The sequence below is a fragment of the Butyrivibrio sp. AC2005 genome (assembly GCF_000424145.1).
Taxonomy (GTDB): Bacteria; Bacillota; Clostridia; order Lachnospirales; family Lachnospiraceae; genus Butyrivibrio.
In genome coordinates this window covers 402,492-420,898 of sequence record NZ_KE384137.1, presented here as the reverse complement: position 1 = coordinate 420,898, position 18,407 = coordinate 402,492, and the positions used below count along the sequence as shown (strand labels likewise).

Here is an 18,407-nt window from a genome sequence, read left to right as displayed (position 1 = left end):
TTTCTTATGGAGGTAAAGGGATTATGGATGTTTCTCAGTATCTAGGCGTCTTTCTCGACGAAGCAAAGGAGCATCTGCAAACACTGAATGACAGTATTATGCAGTTGGAGCAGGATCCGGAGAACGAGGATTGTATTAATGAAATCTTCCGTTCTGCGCATTCCATGAAGGGAATGGCAGGAACCATGGGTTATAAGAATATGCAGAATCTTACCCATGATATGGAAGATGTATTTTCCGATGTGCGTAACGGCACATTGAAAATTGATTCCAGCATGATTGATACTCTGTTCCAATGTCTGGACGCTATTCAGGCTTACGTGGATAATATCACGGAGTCACAGGATGAAGGAACTGAGGAAAATGCAAATCTTATTAAAGCGCTTGCTGATATAAGAGCCGGCGCCAGTGGCGGTGGAGCAGCACCTGCAGCAGCTCCGGCAGCGGAAGCAGCACCTGCGGCAGCTCCGGCAGCGGAAGCAGCACCTGCAGCAGCTCCGGCAGCGGCAGCACCACCTTCAGATGCAGATCCTACAAAGGACTATAGAGCAATTAAGATTGATGCTGATACCAAGGGCACACTTGAGGATGCGCTGGGACAGGGCAAGAAGCTCTATGGACTTAATGTAAAGATTCAGGAGAGCTGCATCCTTAAGGCAGCAAGAGCATTCCTGGTATTCAAGGGTATTGAAGATATCGGTGAACTTATAATTTCCGAACCTTCGACTCAGGATATTGAGGATGAAAAGTTTGAATTTAATTTCAGTCTAATTATTTCTACAGACGAAGAAGATAAAGATAAGATAAAAGATATAGTAAAGAGTGTATCTGAGATTGAAGACTGTGAGATAGGAGATTATGATCCTAACGCAGCAGCAAGCTCAGAAGAAGCGGCTGCAGCAGCACCCGCAGCACCTGCAGCGGCTCCGACAGCGGCAGCACCTGCTCAGACTCCTGCAGCACCCGCAGCACCTGCAGCTAAGCCCACTGATAAGGCAGCACCTGCAAAGGATGCCGGCGGCAAGAAACCGGTTGGTAAGCCTGTTGTAAACCGTACAGTTCGTGTGGATATTGATAAACTGGATGTTCTCATGAATCTGGTCAGTGAGCTTATCATTGCTAAGAACTCTTTGATATCTGCTGCAAATTCAGCAGGAATAGTAAGTGGCAACGTAAACGAGCAGATTGAATATCTGGAAAGCGTTACTACCAATCTTCATGAATCTGTCATGAAAGTTCGAATGGTACCTATTGAGAGCGTACTCCAGAAATTCCCTCGTATGATTCGAGATCTTAATAAACAGCTTGGAAAGAACATGGAACTGACCATGACCGGTGAAGATACTGAAATGGACAGAACTGTGGTTGATGAGATCGGTGATCCTCTTATGCACTTGTTACGTAACAGTGCCGATCACGGTATTGAATCTGCAGAGCTTCGTGCTGAGCGCGGAAAGTCAGAAGAAGGACATATTTTCCTTCATGCTTTCCAGGATGGTAACAGCGTTGTTATCGAGGTTGGTGACGATGGTAACGGTATTGACGCTGAGATAGTTAAGAATAAGGCTATTGAGAAGGGTATCGTTACACCTGATGAAGCAGCAACTCTTTCCGAACAGCAGTGCATTGACTTCCTTTTCCATCCGGGATTTTCAACTGCCAAGAAGGTTACTGAAGTATCAGGACGAGGAGTAGGTCTTGACGTAGTTAAGTCCAAGATTGAATCACTTTCCGGTGAAGTCAGCGTTAAGACAAAGCTTGGTGAAGGAAGTACATGGCAGATCAGACTTCCTCTTACACTTGCTATTATTCAGGCACTGATGGTTGTTGTTGGCGGAGAAAAATATGCTATTCCTCTTGATTCCATTCAGAGTATTGAGGATGTAGCGCCTACAGATATTAAGACTGTAGAAAATAAAGAAGTCATCAATCTTCGTGGAAGTGTTACACCCATTATTCGTGTTAGCAGAGCACTCGACACAGAGAGCACTAAGAAAGAGGATGAAGATCTTGTGGTTGTTATAACAAGAAAGGGCGAGCAGCAGTTTGGTCTTGTTATAGACGAACTCATGGGACAGCAGGAAATCGTTATTAAGCCTCTGGGAAGATACATGAATAAGTGCCGTATGATCAGTGGCGCTACTATCCTTGGTGATGGTGAGATAGCGTTGATCCTTGATACAAATCAGTTGGCATAACTTTCACAAAGAAAGGATGATATTATGAATGAATTAAGAGATACTCAGGATCTTGGCGAACTGATCCAATATATTATTATCAAACTCGGCGACGAGCAATATGGAATAGATATAAAGTATATTGATAACATTGTGCGAATGCAGCAGATTACGAGAGTTCCTCAGGTTGCTCATTATTTAAAGGGTGTTATCAACATCCGTGGTGTCATTGTTCCTGTTATGAGCCTCAGACTCAAAATGGACATGAATCCTGATGAGATTACAGATAAGAGCCGTATCATAATTCTTAAAGCTGAGGAGGATACTCTGATTGGTATTATAGTTGATCAGGTTAATCAGGTTCTTACTCTTGGCAGCAAGAGCATTGAAAAGGTTACCTACAGCGCAGATAAGGGTAAAAAACTTAACAGCTTTATAAGTGGTGTTGGAAAATATGAGGGTGGTCTTGTTTCCATTCTTGATCTTGGAATGGTAGAGATGGAAGAAGACAAACCTAAAGCATAATAAGTTTTTGAAGGAGGAAGACCTTTGAGTGAGATGAGTTTGGAGAACATGTCCAGCCAGTATTTTGATGTCTTGAAAGAGCTTGGAAATATTGGTGCAGGTAATGCGACCACAGCGCTTGCGCAGATGCTTGGCACAAAGGTTGATATGTCTGTACCACAGGTTAAGCTTCTTGATTTCAAGGATGTCGGAGACCTTATGGGCGGTGCTGAACAGATAATGACAGGTATTTACCTTGCAGTAGAAGGCGATATCAATGGAAGTATAATGTTCCTTCTTGGAATGAAGGCAGCAAGACATCTTGTAAATATGCTTATGGGCATAACTGATAAGGATGAAAATGTTCCTTTCGATGATACAGAGCTTTCGGCTATAAAGGAAGTGGGAAATATTATTACGGGTTCATATCTTAATTCCCTCTCCATGATAACAAACCTTAAGCTTTTACCATCTGTACCCTTCCTTGCAATTGATATGGCCGGTGCAATTTTGTCTGTACCTGCAATTGAATTCGGTATGATGGGTGATAAGATTCTTCTTATTGAAACGAGCTTTTTTGATACAGAAGTTCTTAGCGGATATTTCATCCTGCTACCGGATGTAGATGGCTATAGTAAGATATTGACCTCTCTTGGAATGGGCGATATCACCATAAATGGATAAGGAGCTGAGTGAATGAGTCAAATTATCAAGGTTGGTATGGCCGATCTTAATATTTGCGTCAGTCCTGACGGTATCACGACACTTGGACTTGGCTCCTGTGTAGGGATTGCTGTAAGGGATCCGGTTACTAAAATTGGCGGACTTGCGCACATAATGTTGCCTGATTCTAAGGAGATCAAAAATAATTCCAATATTCCGAAATTTGCGGATACAGGAATTGATGAGCTTATTAAACAGGTCGTGGGCAAAGGCGCTAACAAATCACGTCTTGTCGCGAAAATTGCCGGTGGTGCACAAATGTTTGCGTTTAATACAGGCAATGCAACAATGCGAGTAGGTGAGAGAAATGTTGCAGCTACAATCAAGAAATTAAAAGAGCTTGGTATTCCGATATTAGCACAGGATACAGGCGATTCTTACGGACGTACTGTTATTTTCTATCCTGAAAACGGTGACTTTGTGATTAGAGCAGTTGGTAAACCGGAAAAGACGATATGAGTGACGAGATTACTGAAGAGAAAATGGAAGAACCCGCAGCTGCTAAGCCGGAAAGTGGTCCGGAGGTAGCGACTGAAGAAAACGCCGCTGAAGAAAAGGGCGAAGAAAAAAAAGAAAAGAAAACACATATGGAGACTGTGGTTATTACCGAGTCTCCTAAGAACAGGCTTATTACCGCTATCGTGATGCTTGCCGGGAGTGGCTTTATTGGTATATATACACTTCTGCAGCATTACGAAATCGGTGCCTGGATTAAGACCCTTTTTTTATCAGCTGTGGTCTTTTTCATAGTGGGCAGACTTTTTGAACTTCTGGTGAATCATTTTGATACACTTAATCAGAATAAAGAGCTTGCCATTAAATTTCAGGAAGAGGCTATTTTGCAGAGAGAAGCAGATGAACTTGCTGCTGAGGAAGCTCGGGTTGAGGCAGAGAGAATCGCTGCTGAAGAAGCAGCAGCCGCTGCTGCAGCGGATGCACTTGAAGCTGAGAATGAAGATGATAATATTCCGAATGAAGATGATTCATTTGGGGAAAGCGATGATTTCGATTTAGGTACTGATTTATCGAAATTTTGACAGGGATTATTAGCTTATGGATGAAGCTGGAAGAAGTAAGCTTTGGAATGAATATCATAAGAATAAGGCACCTGAACTCAGAGAGAAGCTTATTTTAGAGTATGCTCCGCTTGTTAAGCTTGTAGCGGGGCGACTTTCCATGTATTTAGGCTTTAATGTTGAGTACGATGATCTTGTGGGCTATGGAATATTTGGTCTTATCGATGCTATAGATAAATTTGACCTCATGAAGGATGTCAAATTTGAAACATATGCCAGTGTAAGAATCAGAGGTGCTATTCTTGACCAGATAAGAAAGATGGACTGGATACCCAGAACCATCAGGCAAAAACAGAAAAAAATCGAAGCTGCCATTCACGATATAGAAAAGGAACAGGGCCATCCTGCGACTGATACCGAGATTGCGTCCAAGCTTGGTATATCTGATGATGAGTATGCGAATTGGCAGAATCAGATGAAAGTAACCGGTGTCGTTTCTCTCAATGAGTTTATGGAACAGGGAAGCGATGTTCCCGAGGATACCAATAATCTTGCTTCAAGCTTTGAAAAGCCTGAGGAAGCAATCGAAAAGGAAGAGCTAAAGAAAATGCTGGCAGAGAGCCTTGCTCTTCTTACAGATAAAGAGAAAAAAGTTATTCTTTTGTATTACTATGAGGAATTGACCTTAAAGGAAATCAGTAATGTATTGGAGGTTTCTGAATCCAGAGTTTCTCAGCTTCATACAAGGGCACTTCAAAAGATGAGAGAAAAACTCGGGAAATATATGGGTATATTAACGCAACTGGGATAAATGTCAGCATGGAGGGGATGAATGAACGGTTATTTTCAGTTAATAACATTGCCCACCTCAACAGGAATTAAGGTCTTTCCGCCAACGTTGGACGGAGAGACCCTGCAATATGATGATGTTAAGGAGTACCTTGAGGAAAGATCGATAAGCTACAGACCACCGATTTTAAACGAGGCTGTTACAGAAGCGACAGGGGAGCTGGTAATACTCAATGATAATTCTACTTTCCCGGAAAGAGAGAGTTACAGGCTTACTATTTCCCGTGATCGTATGCAGGCCTCGGCATTTTTTTATGCACCCTCAGAAGGCGCTGAAAATATGACTCCAAAGGAATTTTTGGAGGATCTTGCTTACAGAAATATTACTTATGGAATAGATACTGAAGCGATTTCAAACTATTTTCAGATGAGAGAATATTGCACGGAAATTGTTATTGCAAGAGGTACTAAAACAAGAGAAGGATGTAACGCAAAAATTGATTATCAGTTTAAGGCAGATCTTCATGCAAAACCTGCTATGCGTGAGGATGGAAGTGTTGACTACTTCAACCTTAACATTATTAATCATGTGAAAAAAGGTGCGGAGCTTGCAATTCTGACACCTGAGGATCCGGGAGATCCCGGGCAGAATATTTATGGAGAAATATTAAACCCGCATCCTGTGAAAACCTTAAAGCTTGTTGCAGGAAAAAATACATATTTGTCCGCAGACGGTCTTGTACTTTATTCGGACACTGATGGTCACGTTACTTTAAAGGATGGTAAGGTGGTTGTCAGTAATGTCATTCAGTTTGAAAATGTTGATGTGGCTACAGGGAATATCAACTACGATGGAAGTGTTGAGGTTAAGGGCACGGTTGCTTCGGGCTTTTCAATAAAAGCAGGCGCAAATATTATTGTTAAAGGCGTTGTAGAAGGCGCCAGCCTTAATGCGGGAAATGACATTATCCTCGAACGCGGTATAAACGGAATGGCCAAAGGCGAAATAAAGGCCGGAGGCAATATAATAACCAAGTTTATTGAAAATGCTAAAGTTACGGCAAAAGGCAGCATCACAAGTGAGAGTATTCTTCATTCGAATGTTGCATCGGGAACAGAGATTACTGTTTCGGGTAAAAAGGGATTTATAGCTGGTGGAAGAGTTACCGCTACAGACAGAATAGTGGCCAGGGATCTTGGAAGCGACATGGGAGCCACTACCATTATTGAAGTTGGAGCAGATCCGAATATAAAGGTAAGACTCCGTGAACTTCAGAAGGCTGTTGGTGAATCAACGAAAAAGCTTGAAAATATTAAACCGACAGTAGAATCAATTACAAAGAGATTAAGAAGCGGGAACAAGCTCTCACCTGACCAGACCAGGCAAGCCCAGCAATTAATCACAATGAACAAGGTCTTAACTTCACAGATTGAGAAGAATTCGCAGGAGATGGCGGATATACAGCAAAAACTTGCAGATTCAAAGGATGCCTATGTTGTTGTTGAAGGTACAGCTTATCCTGGAATAACTATACATATAGGTGATCAACAGACTACACTTAAGACAGCGTCAACCTATTGCAGATTTGAGCTGCGAGATGGCCTCGTAAAATCCGGCCCCATCTAAGCTCCAAGACTATATTCTCCGATATATATATAAATCAATTATATACTAAATGGTAGTAATAAATTTAATTTAGATAATAGATATTAGATAATATTAGATGATAGAAAGTAATCTAAATTAGATGATAGAAAGTAATCTAAATTAGATGATAGAAAGTAATCTAAATTAGATGATATAGAAAAACGAGTGTGGATGAATTAAATTAAGCCTTCCCCCCCTAGGGGCGCTAATCGTCCGGGGGACGATTGCTTAGCGCGGACCGAAGCGGAGCGAAGACAGGTGGCGCGAAGCGCCGGATGAGGGGAATATAGGTAGAAGGGAGGCAGCTATGTCAATAAGCAGAATTGATTTTCAGGGGTCTGTGGTAAGGACAAACGATTTTTCACAGATAAAGCAAAACGAAGACAACAAAGTATTAACAGATCAGAATGCATTTCAGACAGAATTCGACAAGGAAGTTGACCAGAAAGCTAATTCTGTAACAAAAAAAGAAAATGCAGATCAAAACGAACATGAGAAGCATGATGCCAAGGAAAAAGGAAAAAATGAGTACCAGGGAAATGGGGGAAAGGGCAAAAATCAGTACAAATCTCCTGAGGAATTGGAGAAACTGACTGAAACCCTTATAGGTGCTGATGGAAAGCCTTTGGACATGCATATTTCATCAGGGTTTGACTTCAAAATCTGAACACTTTATAATACTAGATAATGTATTTCTAATGGGAGTGAGATACAAAGCTAGAGTGGGGATGTTATGTTAAGTGTTACGGAAATAATATTAATCGCTGCCGGAATCCTGGCAGTTATATTAGGGTATCTGATTCCTAATGGTTCAGGTTCTTCTGAGATTGACTTTGACGGAGCAAATCAGAAGATCAATGACATGGTGTCCAAAGCAATCAAGAATTCCCAAGGGAAAATTGATGAAATGCTGGATGATTGCATGGAGGAAGCTATCAATAAGGCTGAACGTGCAATGGATCGCGTTACTAATGAAAAAATGTCGGCCATAAGTGAATATTCGGATACTGTCATGAATGATATCCATAAAAATCATGATGAAGTAGTTTTTATGTATGATATGTTAAATGACAAGCAAAAGAACCTCAAAAACACTGTTTCTGAGGCTAATCGTGCTGCCAAGGAAGTAAAGGAGGCTGAAGCTAAGAGACAGGCAGAGCTTGAAGCGGAGGCTAAAAGGCAGGCGGAGCTTGAGGCTGAAGCATTAAAACAGGCAAAGCGTGAGGAAGAGGCGAGAAAGAAAGCGCAGCGTGAAGCTGAGGCCAGAAGACTTGCGGAGCTTGAAGCAGAAGCCAAGAGACAGGCTGAGATTGCTGAAAAAGCCAAGAAACAGGCACAGCTTGAGGAAGCTGCCAGGAGACAGGCACAGCTGGAGGAAGAGGCAAAGAGACAGGCCCAGCTTGAAGAGGAGGCTAAGAGACAGGCACAGCTTGAAGAAGCTAAGAGACAGGCAGAGTTTGAAACTGAGTCCGTAAGACAAGCAGAATTTGAGGCGCAGAACAATATGCAGGCTGAACCGGCTTCATCCAGAGTCATTCATCCTGAGCCTGAATTTTCTTCACTTGCGGATATCCTCGACAGAGCAGATGCTGCTGCAGCAGAAAAGACTATGAATAAAGTAATTCGTTCTGAGCAGCCTGCGAATGATTATGAACCTGAGGAAGATGATTTTGAACTTCATTCAACATATTGGCCGGATTCAGATGAGGATGATTTTATTGAAGATATAGCTGAAGTTACGGGAAATGTTGTGACTCCGGAAGAAAAGCCTGCAAAAGTTGTTTCAATTGCAGATGCTTCCAGAAAGAAGGTTGCCGTTCCTGAGCCTTTAGAAGAGGAAGAATCTGCTTCGAATCCCGTATCAAGAAATCAGAAAATACTTGAAATGCACAAGGCAGGTAAATCTGCAGTGGTAATTGCAAGAGAATTAAGACTAGGAATCGGAGAGGTCAAGCTTGTTATTGATCTTGCAGGAAAACATAAGAAAAGTCGTACAATAATGTAATTGACGGTTTGGGGGAATACATAATTATGAAGCTAAAATATTACTTACGCGGACTTGGTGTCGGAATTGTCCTCACGGCCGTTATAATGGGAGTTATCCTTGGCAGACGCGGCTCTGATATGAGCGATGAGGAGATAATAAAAAGAGCAAAACAGCTGGGGATGGTGGAAGCAGAGAGTACTTTATCAAGTTATTCTGATTCAGCTAAAAATCCGGAGGTGACAGATGAAACTAATGACACTGCATCCGATCAGAAAGTGGATAAAACAGGAGAAGAAGTATCTGAAGAAGTCCACAAAGGGGAGTCTCAGACAGGTGAATCTGTTCCTGAAATGGATAAAGAGACGCAGGAAAATGGGACGACTGGAGAAAATAGCGAAAGCGTTAAATCCGAAGAAGATGTTAAGCTCGCTTCCGCTGATGCTTCTGAAACGGCTTCGACAGAAGTCATCGGAGCAGAAGAAAAATCTGCAGAACAAACAGTAGAAAAGTCAGAAGAGAAAACTGAAGCAAAGACAGAAGCTAAGATTGAAGAAAAAATAGAAGAACAGAATACAGAACAAGCTGCTTCTGATTCTGGTAACACAGTTGAGAATAATCAGGAAAAAACCACACTTGAGGATACTTCAACTATGTCTGCCAGTGTAGCGGATACAACCACAGCTGCATCAGATACAACCTCAAGTACAGCAGCTTCATCAAATACAGCAGCAAGTTCATCAAGTGCATCTACTGAAGCGCCTTCGCAAACTAATTATATAGTTGTTGATCTGCCAAGCGGTAGCGAATCTGATACATGCGCAAGAATATTAAGAGAATCCGGCGTCATTGAGGATGGAGTTGCATTTAATAAGTATCTTGTAAAAAGTGGACTTGACCGAAAAATAAGGTCCGGTACCAAGCAGATACCCAAGGGAGCATCCTTTGAGGAGATTGCTTCTATCATTACCAAATAAATTGCTTGTCAAAAGCCCAAAATCATGGTATTCTAATGAAGCTGTGAGCATTTGGGCTTTTATTATGCCCATTTTTAGCAAGCAGAGTCACAAATAAACACGTATATCCAGATTTCATCCGGTGTCTGACAGAGGATAGGATGATAGCTTTCCGAAGGAAATAACGCCCCTTCGGGTCCAAAAGCAAAGATATGCGGAAGAATTAACCAAATGGAGGTAATAACATGAGCGTTGTATCTATGAAACAGTTACTTGAGGCAGGTGTACACTTCGGACACCAGACAAGAAGATGGAACCCTAAGATGGCTCCTTACATTTTCACAGAGAGAAATGGTATCCACATCATCGATCTTCAGAAGTCAGTTGTTAAGGTTGACGAGGCTTATAAGGCAGTATTTGAGATCGCATCACAGGGTGGTACAGTTCTTTTCGTTGGTACTAAGAAGCAGGCACAGGACGCAGTTAAGTCTGAGGCTGAGCGTTGCGGTATGTACTATGTAAATGAGAGATGGCTTGGTGGTATGCTTACAAACTTCCGTACAATCCAGAGCAGAATCGAGCGTCTTAAGAAGCTTGAGAAGATGCAGGAGGATGGTACTTTTGATGTTCTTCCCAAGAAGGAAGTTGCACAGCTCAAGAAGGAATATGAGAAGCTTGACAAGGTTCTTGGCGGAATCCGCGACATGAAGAGAATCCCTGATGCTATCTTTGTAGTAGATCCTAAGAAGGAAAGAATCTGCATCCAGGAAGCAGAGGCACTTGGAATTACACTTATCGGTATCGGTGATACAAACTGTGATCCCGATGAGCTTGATTTCATCATCCCTGGTAACGATGATGCTATCCGTGCAGTAAAGCTTCTTGTTGGTAAGATGGCTGACGCTGTTATCGAGGCTAATCAGGGTGCTGAGAATCTTACATCTGACGAGCAGGTTGCAGATGAAGAGACAGCTGAGGACGCTGAGTAATTTTGTTTTTTACAATATTAAATTAAAATTTTCGGAGGAAAATATAGATGGCTATTACAGCAGCAATGGTTAAAGAGTTACGTGAATCTACCGGTGCAGGCATGATGGAGTGCAAGAAGGCTCTTACAGAGACCAACGGTGATATGGATGCAGCAGTAGAGTTCCTTAGAAAGAATGGTCAGGCTAAGGCTGAGAAGAAGGCTAGCAGAATCGCAGCTGAGGGTCTTACAAGAGTAGCTGTTAAGGATGACAAGACAGCTTCTGTAGTAGAGGTTAACTCTGAGACTGACTTCGTTGCTAAGAACGAGCAGTTCCAGAATTTCGTAGAAGCAGTAGCTAAGCAGGCTGTTGAATCTGAGTCTAAGGACATGGACAGCTTCATGGCTGAGAAATGGGTTCTTGATGGTTCTAAGACTGTTCAGGAGGCACTTGTTGAGATCACAGCTGTTATCAGCGAGAAGATCAGCATTCGTCGTTTTGAGAAGGTTGTAGCTGAGAACGGAATCGTAGTTCCTTATGTTCACGGCGGCGGAAGAATTTCAGTTCTTGTTGAGGCTGATACAGATGTTGTTAACGACAACATTAAGGATGCTATAAAGAACATTGCAATGCAGATTGCTGCTCTTTATCCTAAGTATGTTGATATGAACGATGTTTCTGAGGAATTCAGAAATCATGAGAAGGAGATCCTTCTTGCTCAGGCTCTTAAAGAGAACGAGGAGCTTCCTGAAGGAAAGAGAAAGCCTCAGCAGATCATCGAGAAGATGCTTGAGGGTCGTCTCCAGAAGGAACTTAAGGAAATCTGCCTTAACCAGCAGGTATTCGTAAAGGCTGAAGATGGAAAGCAGACTGTTGCTCAGTATGTAGCTCAGGTAGCTAAGGATAATGGTGCAAACCTTTCTATTAAGCGTTTCGTCCGTTTTGAGACTGGTGAAGGCATCGAGAAGAGAGAAGAGAACTTCGCAGAAGAGGTTGCTAAGCAGGCTGGAATGCAGTAATGCAGTAATCCCTATCTTGTAAAAACAATTATGATTGCCCTTGCTGTTTAAATTACGGCAAGGGCTTTTATAAATAATTCATTGGTTTTTGTTGGAGGAGTTATAACAGATGGGATTGGTTAGTCTTAAGGGAACCGGTACCGGAATTATCCTTGAATTGGATCCAAAGAGTTCATTTGACCTTCTTGTAAAAGAAGTTGCATCAAAATTTCGGGAATCACGCTCATTTCTGGGCAAAGCCTCTATGGGGATGATAATCAGAGGCAGAATTCTATATGATAAAGAGGAAAATGAAATCCTCAAAGCTATTTCAGATAATTGTGACATAAATATTACCTGCGTGTTGAGGGAAGATCCTGAAACTGACAGAATCTTTGCAAGTTATATTAAGCGACCTGAAGTTACTGAGCAGGAAGAACAGGTAATAGATGATAGCAATGATGAAGTATTGACAGAAGAAAATATTGAGGCTGCCAAAGACCAGGCTGTAATTCATTCCGGAAGCCTGAGGTCAGGGCAATCTTTAACATATGATAAGAGCGTAATTGTGCTGGGAGACATAAAACCCGGTGCTTCAATTACATCTGATGGCAGTATTTTTGTTATGGGAGCTCTTCGCGGAAGCGCGTATGCCGGAGCGTCAGGTGATGAAACGGCTTTTGTAATGGCTCTTGAGTTTGATCCTTTGCAGGTTCGGATTGCAAACACAATTGCAATATCCCCGGATTCTGATGAAGGCCCTAAGATAAGATTTAGGAAATTCATGAAACCGCAAAATGAAAAAAATACAGAAGTGGCATACATTTCTAATGGCCATATTGTAAAAGATGTTTACGGCGCAGCTTTTTTGCGCGATAATCGATTTATATAGAAAATGATCAGGGATGATTGTTTTTTGTAAATAATTTACGGAGGATGGAATGGGAGAAGTAATAGTAGTAACTTCCGGCAAAGGCGGAGTCGGAAAAACAACAACCACAGCCAACATCGGTACGGGACTTGCAAAGCTTAATAAAAAGGTAGTCCTTATAGATACCGATATAGGTCTTAGAAATCTGGATGTGGTTATGGGGTTGGAAAACCGTATAGTATATAATCTTGTAGATGTAGTGGAAGGCAGCTGCAAGGTAAAGCAGGCTATGATAAGGGATAAGAGATTTGATTCACTTTTTCTGTTACCTGCTGCACAGACTAAGGATAAGACAAGTGTTACACCTGATCAGATGAAGAAGCTGGCAGATGAACTCAAACAGGAATTTGACTATGTGATTATGGACTGCCCGGCAGGAATTGAGCAGGGCTTTAAGAATGCTATCGCAGGTGCTGAGAGAGCCATCGTTGTAACTACACCGGAGGTTTCAGCTGTTCGTGATGCTGACAGAATCATAGGACTTCTCGAAGCGAATGAGATTGGCAAGACACAGCTTGTAGTAAACAGGCTCCGTCCTGATATGGTTAAACGTGGGGATATGATGAGTGCAGAGGATGTACTTGATATTCTTGCAGTTGAACTTTTGGGTGTTGTTCCTGATGATGAAAATATTGTAATAGCAACTAATAATGGTGAGCCTCTTGCAGGAGACAGCTCACTTGCAGGACAGGCATACATGAACATTTGCCGAAGAATACTTGGCGAATCTGTTCCTTTCCTCAACCTTGAGGATAAAAAGGGCTTTTTTGCAGCTATCGCTAACGTTTTTCGTAGGTGATAAGGGGGAAATGCCATGAAACTGACTGATATTTTTAAGAAAAAGTCCTCTAGTCAGGCAGCAAAGGACCGTCTTAAGCTTGTTCTTGTTTCTGACAGACAGAGCTGCAATCCCGAAATAATGGAAAGAATTAAGAATGATATTCTTGATGTTTTGTCCAAGTATGTTGAGGTTGATCAGGCCGGTCTTGATATCAAGTTCACCCAGATGGATACGGAAGGTACTGACGCGGACAGCAAAAGTGTTCCTGCACTTTATGCAAATATACCAATTCGCAATATGAAACATACGATTAAAGAATAACGATAAAGGGATGTTCCATGCGTGGTTCATCCTTTTTTTATGGAATAATCCTTTTAAATTTTGATTATATTTTTATTAAAACCATTGAACTAAACATGTTTTGTGATATTATACATAATATAGTATTATTGTGTACAATTTATATATTATGTTTATTTTTAATAACAACCAGGAGGGAAATATGGGCAGTAACAACTATGATTCATTAAAATTGGAGAATCAGCTTTGCTTTCCACTTTATGCATGTTCCAAGGAGATTATCAGAGCTTACAAACCGTTCCTTGATAAAGTGGATCTTACTTACACACAGTACATAACAATGATGGTTCTGTGGGATAAGAAGGAGATGAATGTTAAGAGTCTGGGAGAGTATCTGTATCTTGATTCAGGAACGCTTACTCCGGTTCTTAAAAAGCTTGAGAGCAAAGGGTATCTTAAAAGAAACAGATCCAAGACTGATGAGAGAAATCTGCTTGTGTCAATAACCAGGGAGGGTGAAGATCTCAAGGAAAAGGCAAAGGACATCCCTGCCAAAATCGGAAGCTGCGTAAAGTTGTCAGCAGAAGACGCAAAAGAGCTGTACAGATTGCTTTACATGGTAATAGAAAATGTGCGATAAAATTTTTATAAATAATTTGTTTTTTTTATAACAATTTTTATGTAAAACACAACATTTTGTGGTAGTATATGTAAGGCATCTTTTGTGTATTTTACGCAATTATTTTGCCTAATAATTTTATCCTGAAAGGGGTGGAGATTCCTTGACTATTTCAATTCTTAAAGCAGTGAGTTTCCTTATTCTGTTTCCTTTTGTAATTGCAGTTCTCATGTTCTGCATAAGGAATTCATCACTACTGCGTAATTTCGTTGCAATCGTAGGAGGCTTTAGTGTTATGGCTACCGCTATAATGGTAGGCATAAGAGTTCTTTCCATGAAGGGAACTACTCGCAATACTTATCTGACTGCGACTGCTCCTCACGACCATATTATAATGGGAGGAGAGATCCTTCTGATGTGTGTCGTAATTTTCCTGAGTATAAAATATAAAAAGTACTATGCAATACTTTTGTCCATGATCGGAACAATACCTGTTCTTGCTATGGATCTCTCAGGTAAGGCTGTTGAAGGATACGCTCATCTTAGAGTGGATTTCCTTTCTGCGGTTATGATACTTATCGTTGGTATTGTAGGTATCCTTATTTGTATCTATGCAGTTGGATACATGAAGGATTATCACAATCATCATACTGATGTAGAAGACAGATCAAACTACTTCCTGGCACTTCTTTTTGTGTTCATTGGTGCAATGTTTGGTCTTATTGTTTCTGATAATCTCGGATGGATTTATTTCTTCTGGGAAATCACAAGTGTATGCTCATTCCTTCTTATTGGTTATACAAGAACAGAGGAGGCTGTAAACAACAGCTTCAGAGCTCTTTGGATGAACCTTCTCGGAGGATGCGGTTTTGCAGCTGCACTTCTTTACAGCAATCTTAATTTCGGAATTGCAAACTTAAGTCAGCTTACAGCTATTATTCCCAGACAGAACAAGCTGGTTATGGTTCCTGTAACACTTATTGCTTTTGCCGCACTTACAAAGAGTGCTCAGTTCCCGTTCTCAAGATGGCTTCTTGGAGCGATGGTTGCACCTACTCCCAGTAGTGCACTTCTTCACTCAGCAACAATGGTAAAAATTGGTGTGTACATGCTTATCAGATTGTCACCCATGCTTGCCGGAACCTTCACAGGTGTAATGATCACCGTTATCGGTGGATTTACATTCTTTGCTGCATCACTTCTTGCAATCACAGTCAGTGATGGTAAAAAGGTTCTTGCTTATTCAACAATTTCAAACCTTGGTCTTATTACAGCCTGTGCAGGAACAGGTACAACAGAGGGTGTCTGGGCAGCTACTATGCTCATTCTTTTCCACGCTGTTTCAAAGTCACTTCTGTTCCAGACAGTCGGTGATATTGAGAACTGCATGCACAGTCGTGACGTAGAGGATATGCATGGTCTTATTATCAAGCTTCCCAAGCTTGCGTTTATAATGATCATCGGTATCTGCGGTATGTTCATGGCTCCTTTCGGAATGCTTGTATCAAAGTGGGCAGCACTTAAGTCCTTCGTTGATTCAAATTCTGTATGGCTTGTCCTTTTCCTTGTATTTGGTTCCGGTTCAACTCTTTTCTACTGGGCAAAATGGCTTGGAAAAATCTGCACGGTTATCCATCAGTCATACGAGCTTGAGGATATCACACCTAAGAGTGAGATGATTTCACTTGTACCGCTTACATGTATGATTATTGTTATGTGCTTTGCATTCCCTAAGATGTCCGATATCATGGTTCAGCCTATTCTTAACGAGGCATTCCATAAGAATATTCCGAACGTTATCGGAGGCTCTGATGTAATTATAATGATGATTATGGTAGCTATGATATTTGCAATTCCTATCGGAAGCAGAATCCTTGCTATCGGTAAGAAGAGTAAGATGACTATGTCTTATGTAGCCGGCGTTAACGCAGGCGATGACCGTCATTATATTGATTCATTTGGTAAGGAGAGAGCTCTCTACATGTCCAACTGGTACATGACAGATTACTTTGGCGAGGATAAGCTTCTCGTACCCAGTATTGTGGTCTCTGCTGTAATAGTGATCGTAATGCTGATTATAGTTTGCGGAGGTGCTTTCTGATGACAATGACAATCATTAAAGTAGTTCTTTATATTTTGCTTGCTCCGATTATCGGAGGACTCATGGAAGGTATCGATCGTGTCGTTTCCGCTCGTATGCAGAGAAGACAGGGACCGCCGCTCCTTCAGCCTTTTTATGACGTGTATAAGCTGCTTGCAAAGCAGACAACCGTTGTTAACAGCATTCAGGTTCTCTTTGTAATTGCATATACAATCTTTACGATTTTTACAGGTTCGCTTTTCTTTGGTGGTGGAGATATGCTTCTTGTATTCTTCGCTCTGTCAATGTCAGAGGTAATGATGGTACTTGCAGCGTATTCAACAAACGGACCTTACAGTGCACTTGGTGCAAACCGTGAGCTTTTGCAGATGATGTGTTATGAGCCCATGATTCTTCTTGTTGCCATCGGTTTCTATGAGGCAAACGGAAGCTTTATGGTTAATGATCTTGTACAGGCAGACATGCCTGCAATCTGCAAGATTCCAGGTATGTTAATCGGATTTTTATTTATTCTTACAATTAAGTTCAGAAAATCTCCTTTTGACATGAGTACATCTCATCACGCACACCAGGAGATGGTTAAAGGTCTTACATCTGATATTTCAGGTACAAACCTTGCTTTCTATGAGATAGCAGAGTGGTACGATGAGGTTCTTATGATGGGTATCGTTGCGATGTTCTTCATTTACAAGAATCCTGTCAGTATCGTATGGGCACTTATTGCATGTGTTGTATTCTATCTTATGGAAACACTGATTGATAATGTATTTCCTCGTGTTAAATACATGGCTATGCTGATAAGCAGCTGGGTTGTAATTCTTGTAACAGCAGGAACCAACCTTCTTATTCTCAGTGTAATAGGTAAATAAAAGGAGAAACTATGAAAATTTCAAAATCACCCTGGGTATTACATTATGATGGATCCAGTTGCAACGGATGTGATATTGAGGTTCTTGCAACAATGACTCCTCTTTATGATGTAGAGAGATTCGGAATTATAAATACAGGAAACCCCAAGCATGCTGATATTCTTCTTCTTACAGGTGGTATCAATGCTCAGACCGCACCGGTTGTCAGACAGCTTTACAATCAGATGCCTGACCCGAAGGTAGTAATTGCCTGCGGTATCTGCTCATGTGACGGTGGTATTTTCAAGGAGTGCTATAACATATTGGGCGGTTCGGATAAGGTTGTTCCGGTTGACGTATATGTTCCCGGATGTGCTGTAAGACCTGAAGCCCTTATTGATGGAGTTGTTAAGGCTCTTGCAATTCTTGAGGAAAAGAGAGTTAAGGTTAAGGAATCAATGAAGCAGGGCTACTGTACAGTTGATTATTCTAAGATTGCAGTACGTATGAAGGCTGAGGATTATGATCCTGCAAATCAGTATGATGCAGTTCTTACAGAGGAAGCTCTTCGTGAACAGGCTGAAGCTAAGATAGCACAGACAGCAAAGCCTGCACCTAAGCCGGCTGCACCTGCTGCAGCAGCTAAACCGGCAGCTCCGGCAGCTGCAGCGCCTAAAAAAGATGAAGGAGGAAACGCCTGATGAATATGGATCTTAAGATTGTTAAGGCGGAAGAAATCATCGACGAAGCACAGAAGCTTAAGTTCGATGGCTATCATCTTATGCAGCAGTGCGCTACAAGAACCGCTGAAGGCTATGAACTTGTTTACAGCTTTGGCAAGGCACTTGAGGTTTGCCAGGTTAAGATAATTCTTGCTGAAGATCAGTCTATTAACAGTATAAGCCATGTATTTCCCTGTGCTTTTCTTTATGAAAACGAGATGCATGATCTGTTTGGAATAGATATTCAGATGATAAGTCTTGACTATAAGGGTTCATTCTATAGAACAGCTATAGAAACACCATTTAAGTAACTTCCTTATAAAATAATTGGTAGAAAGAGGA

At 41.4% G+C, this 18,407-nt stretch carries 20 protein-coding genes; all 20 read left to right on the top strand.

Translation table 11 applies throughout. From position 1 onward, the window contains the following. Positions 1-23 precede the first annotated feature (23 nt). Positions 24-2,198 (top strand): chemotaxis protein CheA, encoded by a 2,175-nt coding sequence (locus tag G602_RS0118810; protein ID WP_026660367.1) that lies wholly within the window; start codon positions 24-26, stop codon positions 2,196-2,198. 24 nt (positions 2,199-2,222) lie between these two features. Further along, positions 2,223-2,702, top strand: coding sequence for a chemotaxis protein CheW (locus G602_RS0118805; protein WP_026660365.1), 480 nt, complete (start codon positions 2,223-2,225; stop codon positions 2,700-2,702). 24 nt (positions 2,703-2,726) lie between these two features. Further along, positions 2,727-3,365 (top strand): chemotaxis protein CheC, encoded by a 639-nt coding sequence (locus G602_RS0118800; RefSeq protein ID WP_026660364.1) that lies wholly within the window; start codon positions 2,727-2,729, stop codon positions 3,363-3,365. Positions 3,366-3,377: 12 nt separating this feature from the next. Beyond that, positions 3,378-3,863 carry a chemotaxis protein CheD gene (locus G602_RS0118795; RefSeq protein ID WP_026660363.1) on the top strand — a complete coding sequence of 162 codons (486 nt, stop codon included), beginning with the start codon at positions 3,378-3,380 and terminating at the stop codon, positions 3,861-3,863. Further along, entirely contained in the window at positions 3,860-4,441 is a 582-nt protein-coding gene (locus G602_RS0118790) for a hypothetical protein (protein ID WP_026660362.1), read from the top strand. Before G602_RS0118795 ends, G602_RS0118790 begins: the two co-directional genes overlap by 4 nt. 16 nt (positions 4,442-4,457) lie before the next feature. Beyond that, complete coding sequence (locus G602_RS0118785) at positions 4,458-5,231, top strand: FliA/WhiG family RNA polymerase sigma factor (protein WP_026660361.1); 774 nt, start codon at positions 4,458-4,460, stop codon at positions 5,229-5,231. 21 nt (positions 5,232-5,252) lie between these two features. After that, entirely contained in the window at positions 5,253-6,836 is a 1,584-nt protein-coding gene (locus G602_RS0118780) for a FapA family protein (RefSeq protein WP_026660360.1), read from the top strand. Between the two features lie 328 nt (positions 6,837-7,164). Beyond that, on the top strand, positions 7,165-7,524 hold the full coding sequence (locus G602_RS0118775; RefSeq protein ID WP_026660358.1) for a hypothetical protein: 360 nt from the start codon (positions 7,165-7,167) through the stop codon (positions 7,522-7,524). A 66-nt stretch (positions 7,525-7,590) separates the two neighbouring features. Further along, positions 7,591-8,862 carry a DUF6115 domain-containing protein gene (locus G602_RS29305; protein ID WP_049945333.1) on the top strand — a complete coding sequence of 424 codons (1,272 nt, stop codon included), beginning with the start codon at positions 7,591-7,593 and terminating at the stop codon, positions 8,860-8,862. A 26-nt stretch (positions 8,863-8,888) separates the two neighbouring features. Further along, positions 8,889-9,818, top strand: coding sequence for a hypothetical protein (locus tag G602_RS0118765; protein ID WP_026660357.1), 930 nt, complete (start codon positions 8,889-8,891; stop codon positions 9,816-9,818). A gap of 224 nt (positions 9,819-10,042) precedes the next feature. Continuing rightward, the gene (rpsB, locus tag G602_RS0118760; protein WP_026660356.1) at positions 10,043-10,786 is read left to right on the top strand and encodes a 30S ribosomal protein S2; all 744 of its coding nucleotides are present in this window, start codon (positions 10,043-10,045) and stop codon (positions 10,784-10,786) included. Between the two features lie 47 nt (positions 10,787-10,833). Further along, positions 10,834-11,784, top strand: a complete 951-nt coding sequence (gene tsf, locus G602_RS0118755; protein ID WP_026660355.1) for a translation elongation factor Ts — start codon at positions 10,834-10,836, stop codon at positions 11,782-11,784. Positions 11,785-11,893: 109 nt separating this feature from the next. Continuing rightward, positions 11,894-12,655, top strand: a complete 762-nt coding sequence (locus G602_RS27475; RefSeq protein ID WP_049945332.1) for a septum site-determining protein MinC — start codon at positions 11,894-11,896, stop codon at positions 12,653-12,655. Positions 12,656-12,704: 49 nt separating this feature from the next. Further along, positions 12,705-13,493 carry a septum site-determining protein MinD gene (gene minD / locus G602_RS0118745; RefSeq protein ID WP_026660354.1) on the top strand — a complete coding sequence of 263 codons (789 nt, stop codon included), beginning with the start codon at positions 12,705-12,707 and terminating at the stop codon, positions 13,491-13,493. Positions 13,494-13,508: 15 nt separating this feature from the next. Further along, the gene (minE, locus tag G602_RS0118740) at positions 13,509-13,796 is read left to right on the top strand and encodes a cell division topological specificity factor MinE (RefSeq protein ID WP_026660353.1); all 288 of its coding nucleotides are present in this window, start codon (positions 13,509-13,511) and stop codon (positions 13,794-13,796) included. A gap of 181 nt (positions 13,797-13,977) precedes the next feature. Beyond that, the gene (locus tag G602_RS0118735; RefSeq protein WP_026660351.1) at positions 13,978-14,415 is read left to right on the top strand and encodes a MarR family winged helix-turn-helix transcriptional regulator; all 438 of its coding nucleotides are present in this window, start codon (positions 13,978-13,980) and stop codon (positions 14,413-14,415) included. 142 nt (positions 14,416-14,557) lie between these two features. Further along, positions 14,558-16,495 (top strand): NADH-quinone oxidoreductase subunit 5 family protein, encoded by a 1,938-nt coding sequence (locus G602_RS0118730; RefSeq protein WP_242835667.1) that lies wholly within the window; start codon positions 14,558-14,560, stop codon positions 16,493-16,495. Then, complete coding sequence (locus G602_RS0118725; RefSeq protein WP_044932745.1) at positions 16,495-17,364, top strand: respiratory chain complex I subunit 1 family protein; 870 nt, start codon at positions 16,495-16,497, stop codon at positions 17,362-17,364. Before G602_RS0118730 ends, G602_RS0118725 begins: the two co-directional genes overlap by 1 nt. A gap of 11 nt (positions 17,365-17,375) precedes the next feature. Then, positions 17,376-18,044, top strand: coding sequence for an NADH-quinone oxidoreductase subunit B family protein (locus G602_RS31945; RefSeq protein WP_026660348.1), 669 nt, complete (start codon positions 17,376-17,378; stop codon positions 18,042-18,044). After that, a complete protein-coding gene (locus G602_RS0118715; RefSeq protein WP_026660347.1) occupies positions 18,044-18,376 on the top strand; it encodes an NADH-quinone oxidoreductase subunit C in 333 nt (110 codons plus the stop codon). The genes G602_RS31945 and G602_RS0118715 overlap by 1 nt, the downstream gene beginning before the upstream one ends. The last annotated feature ends 31 nt before the right edge of the window (positions 18,377-18,407 follow it).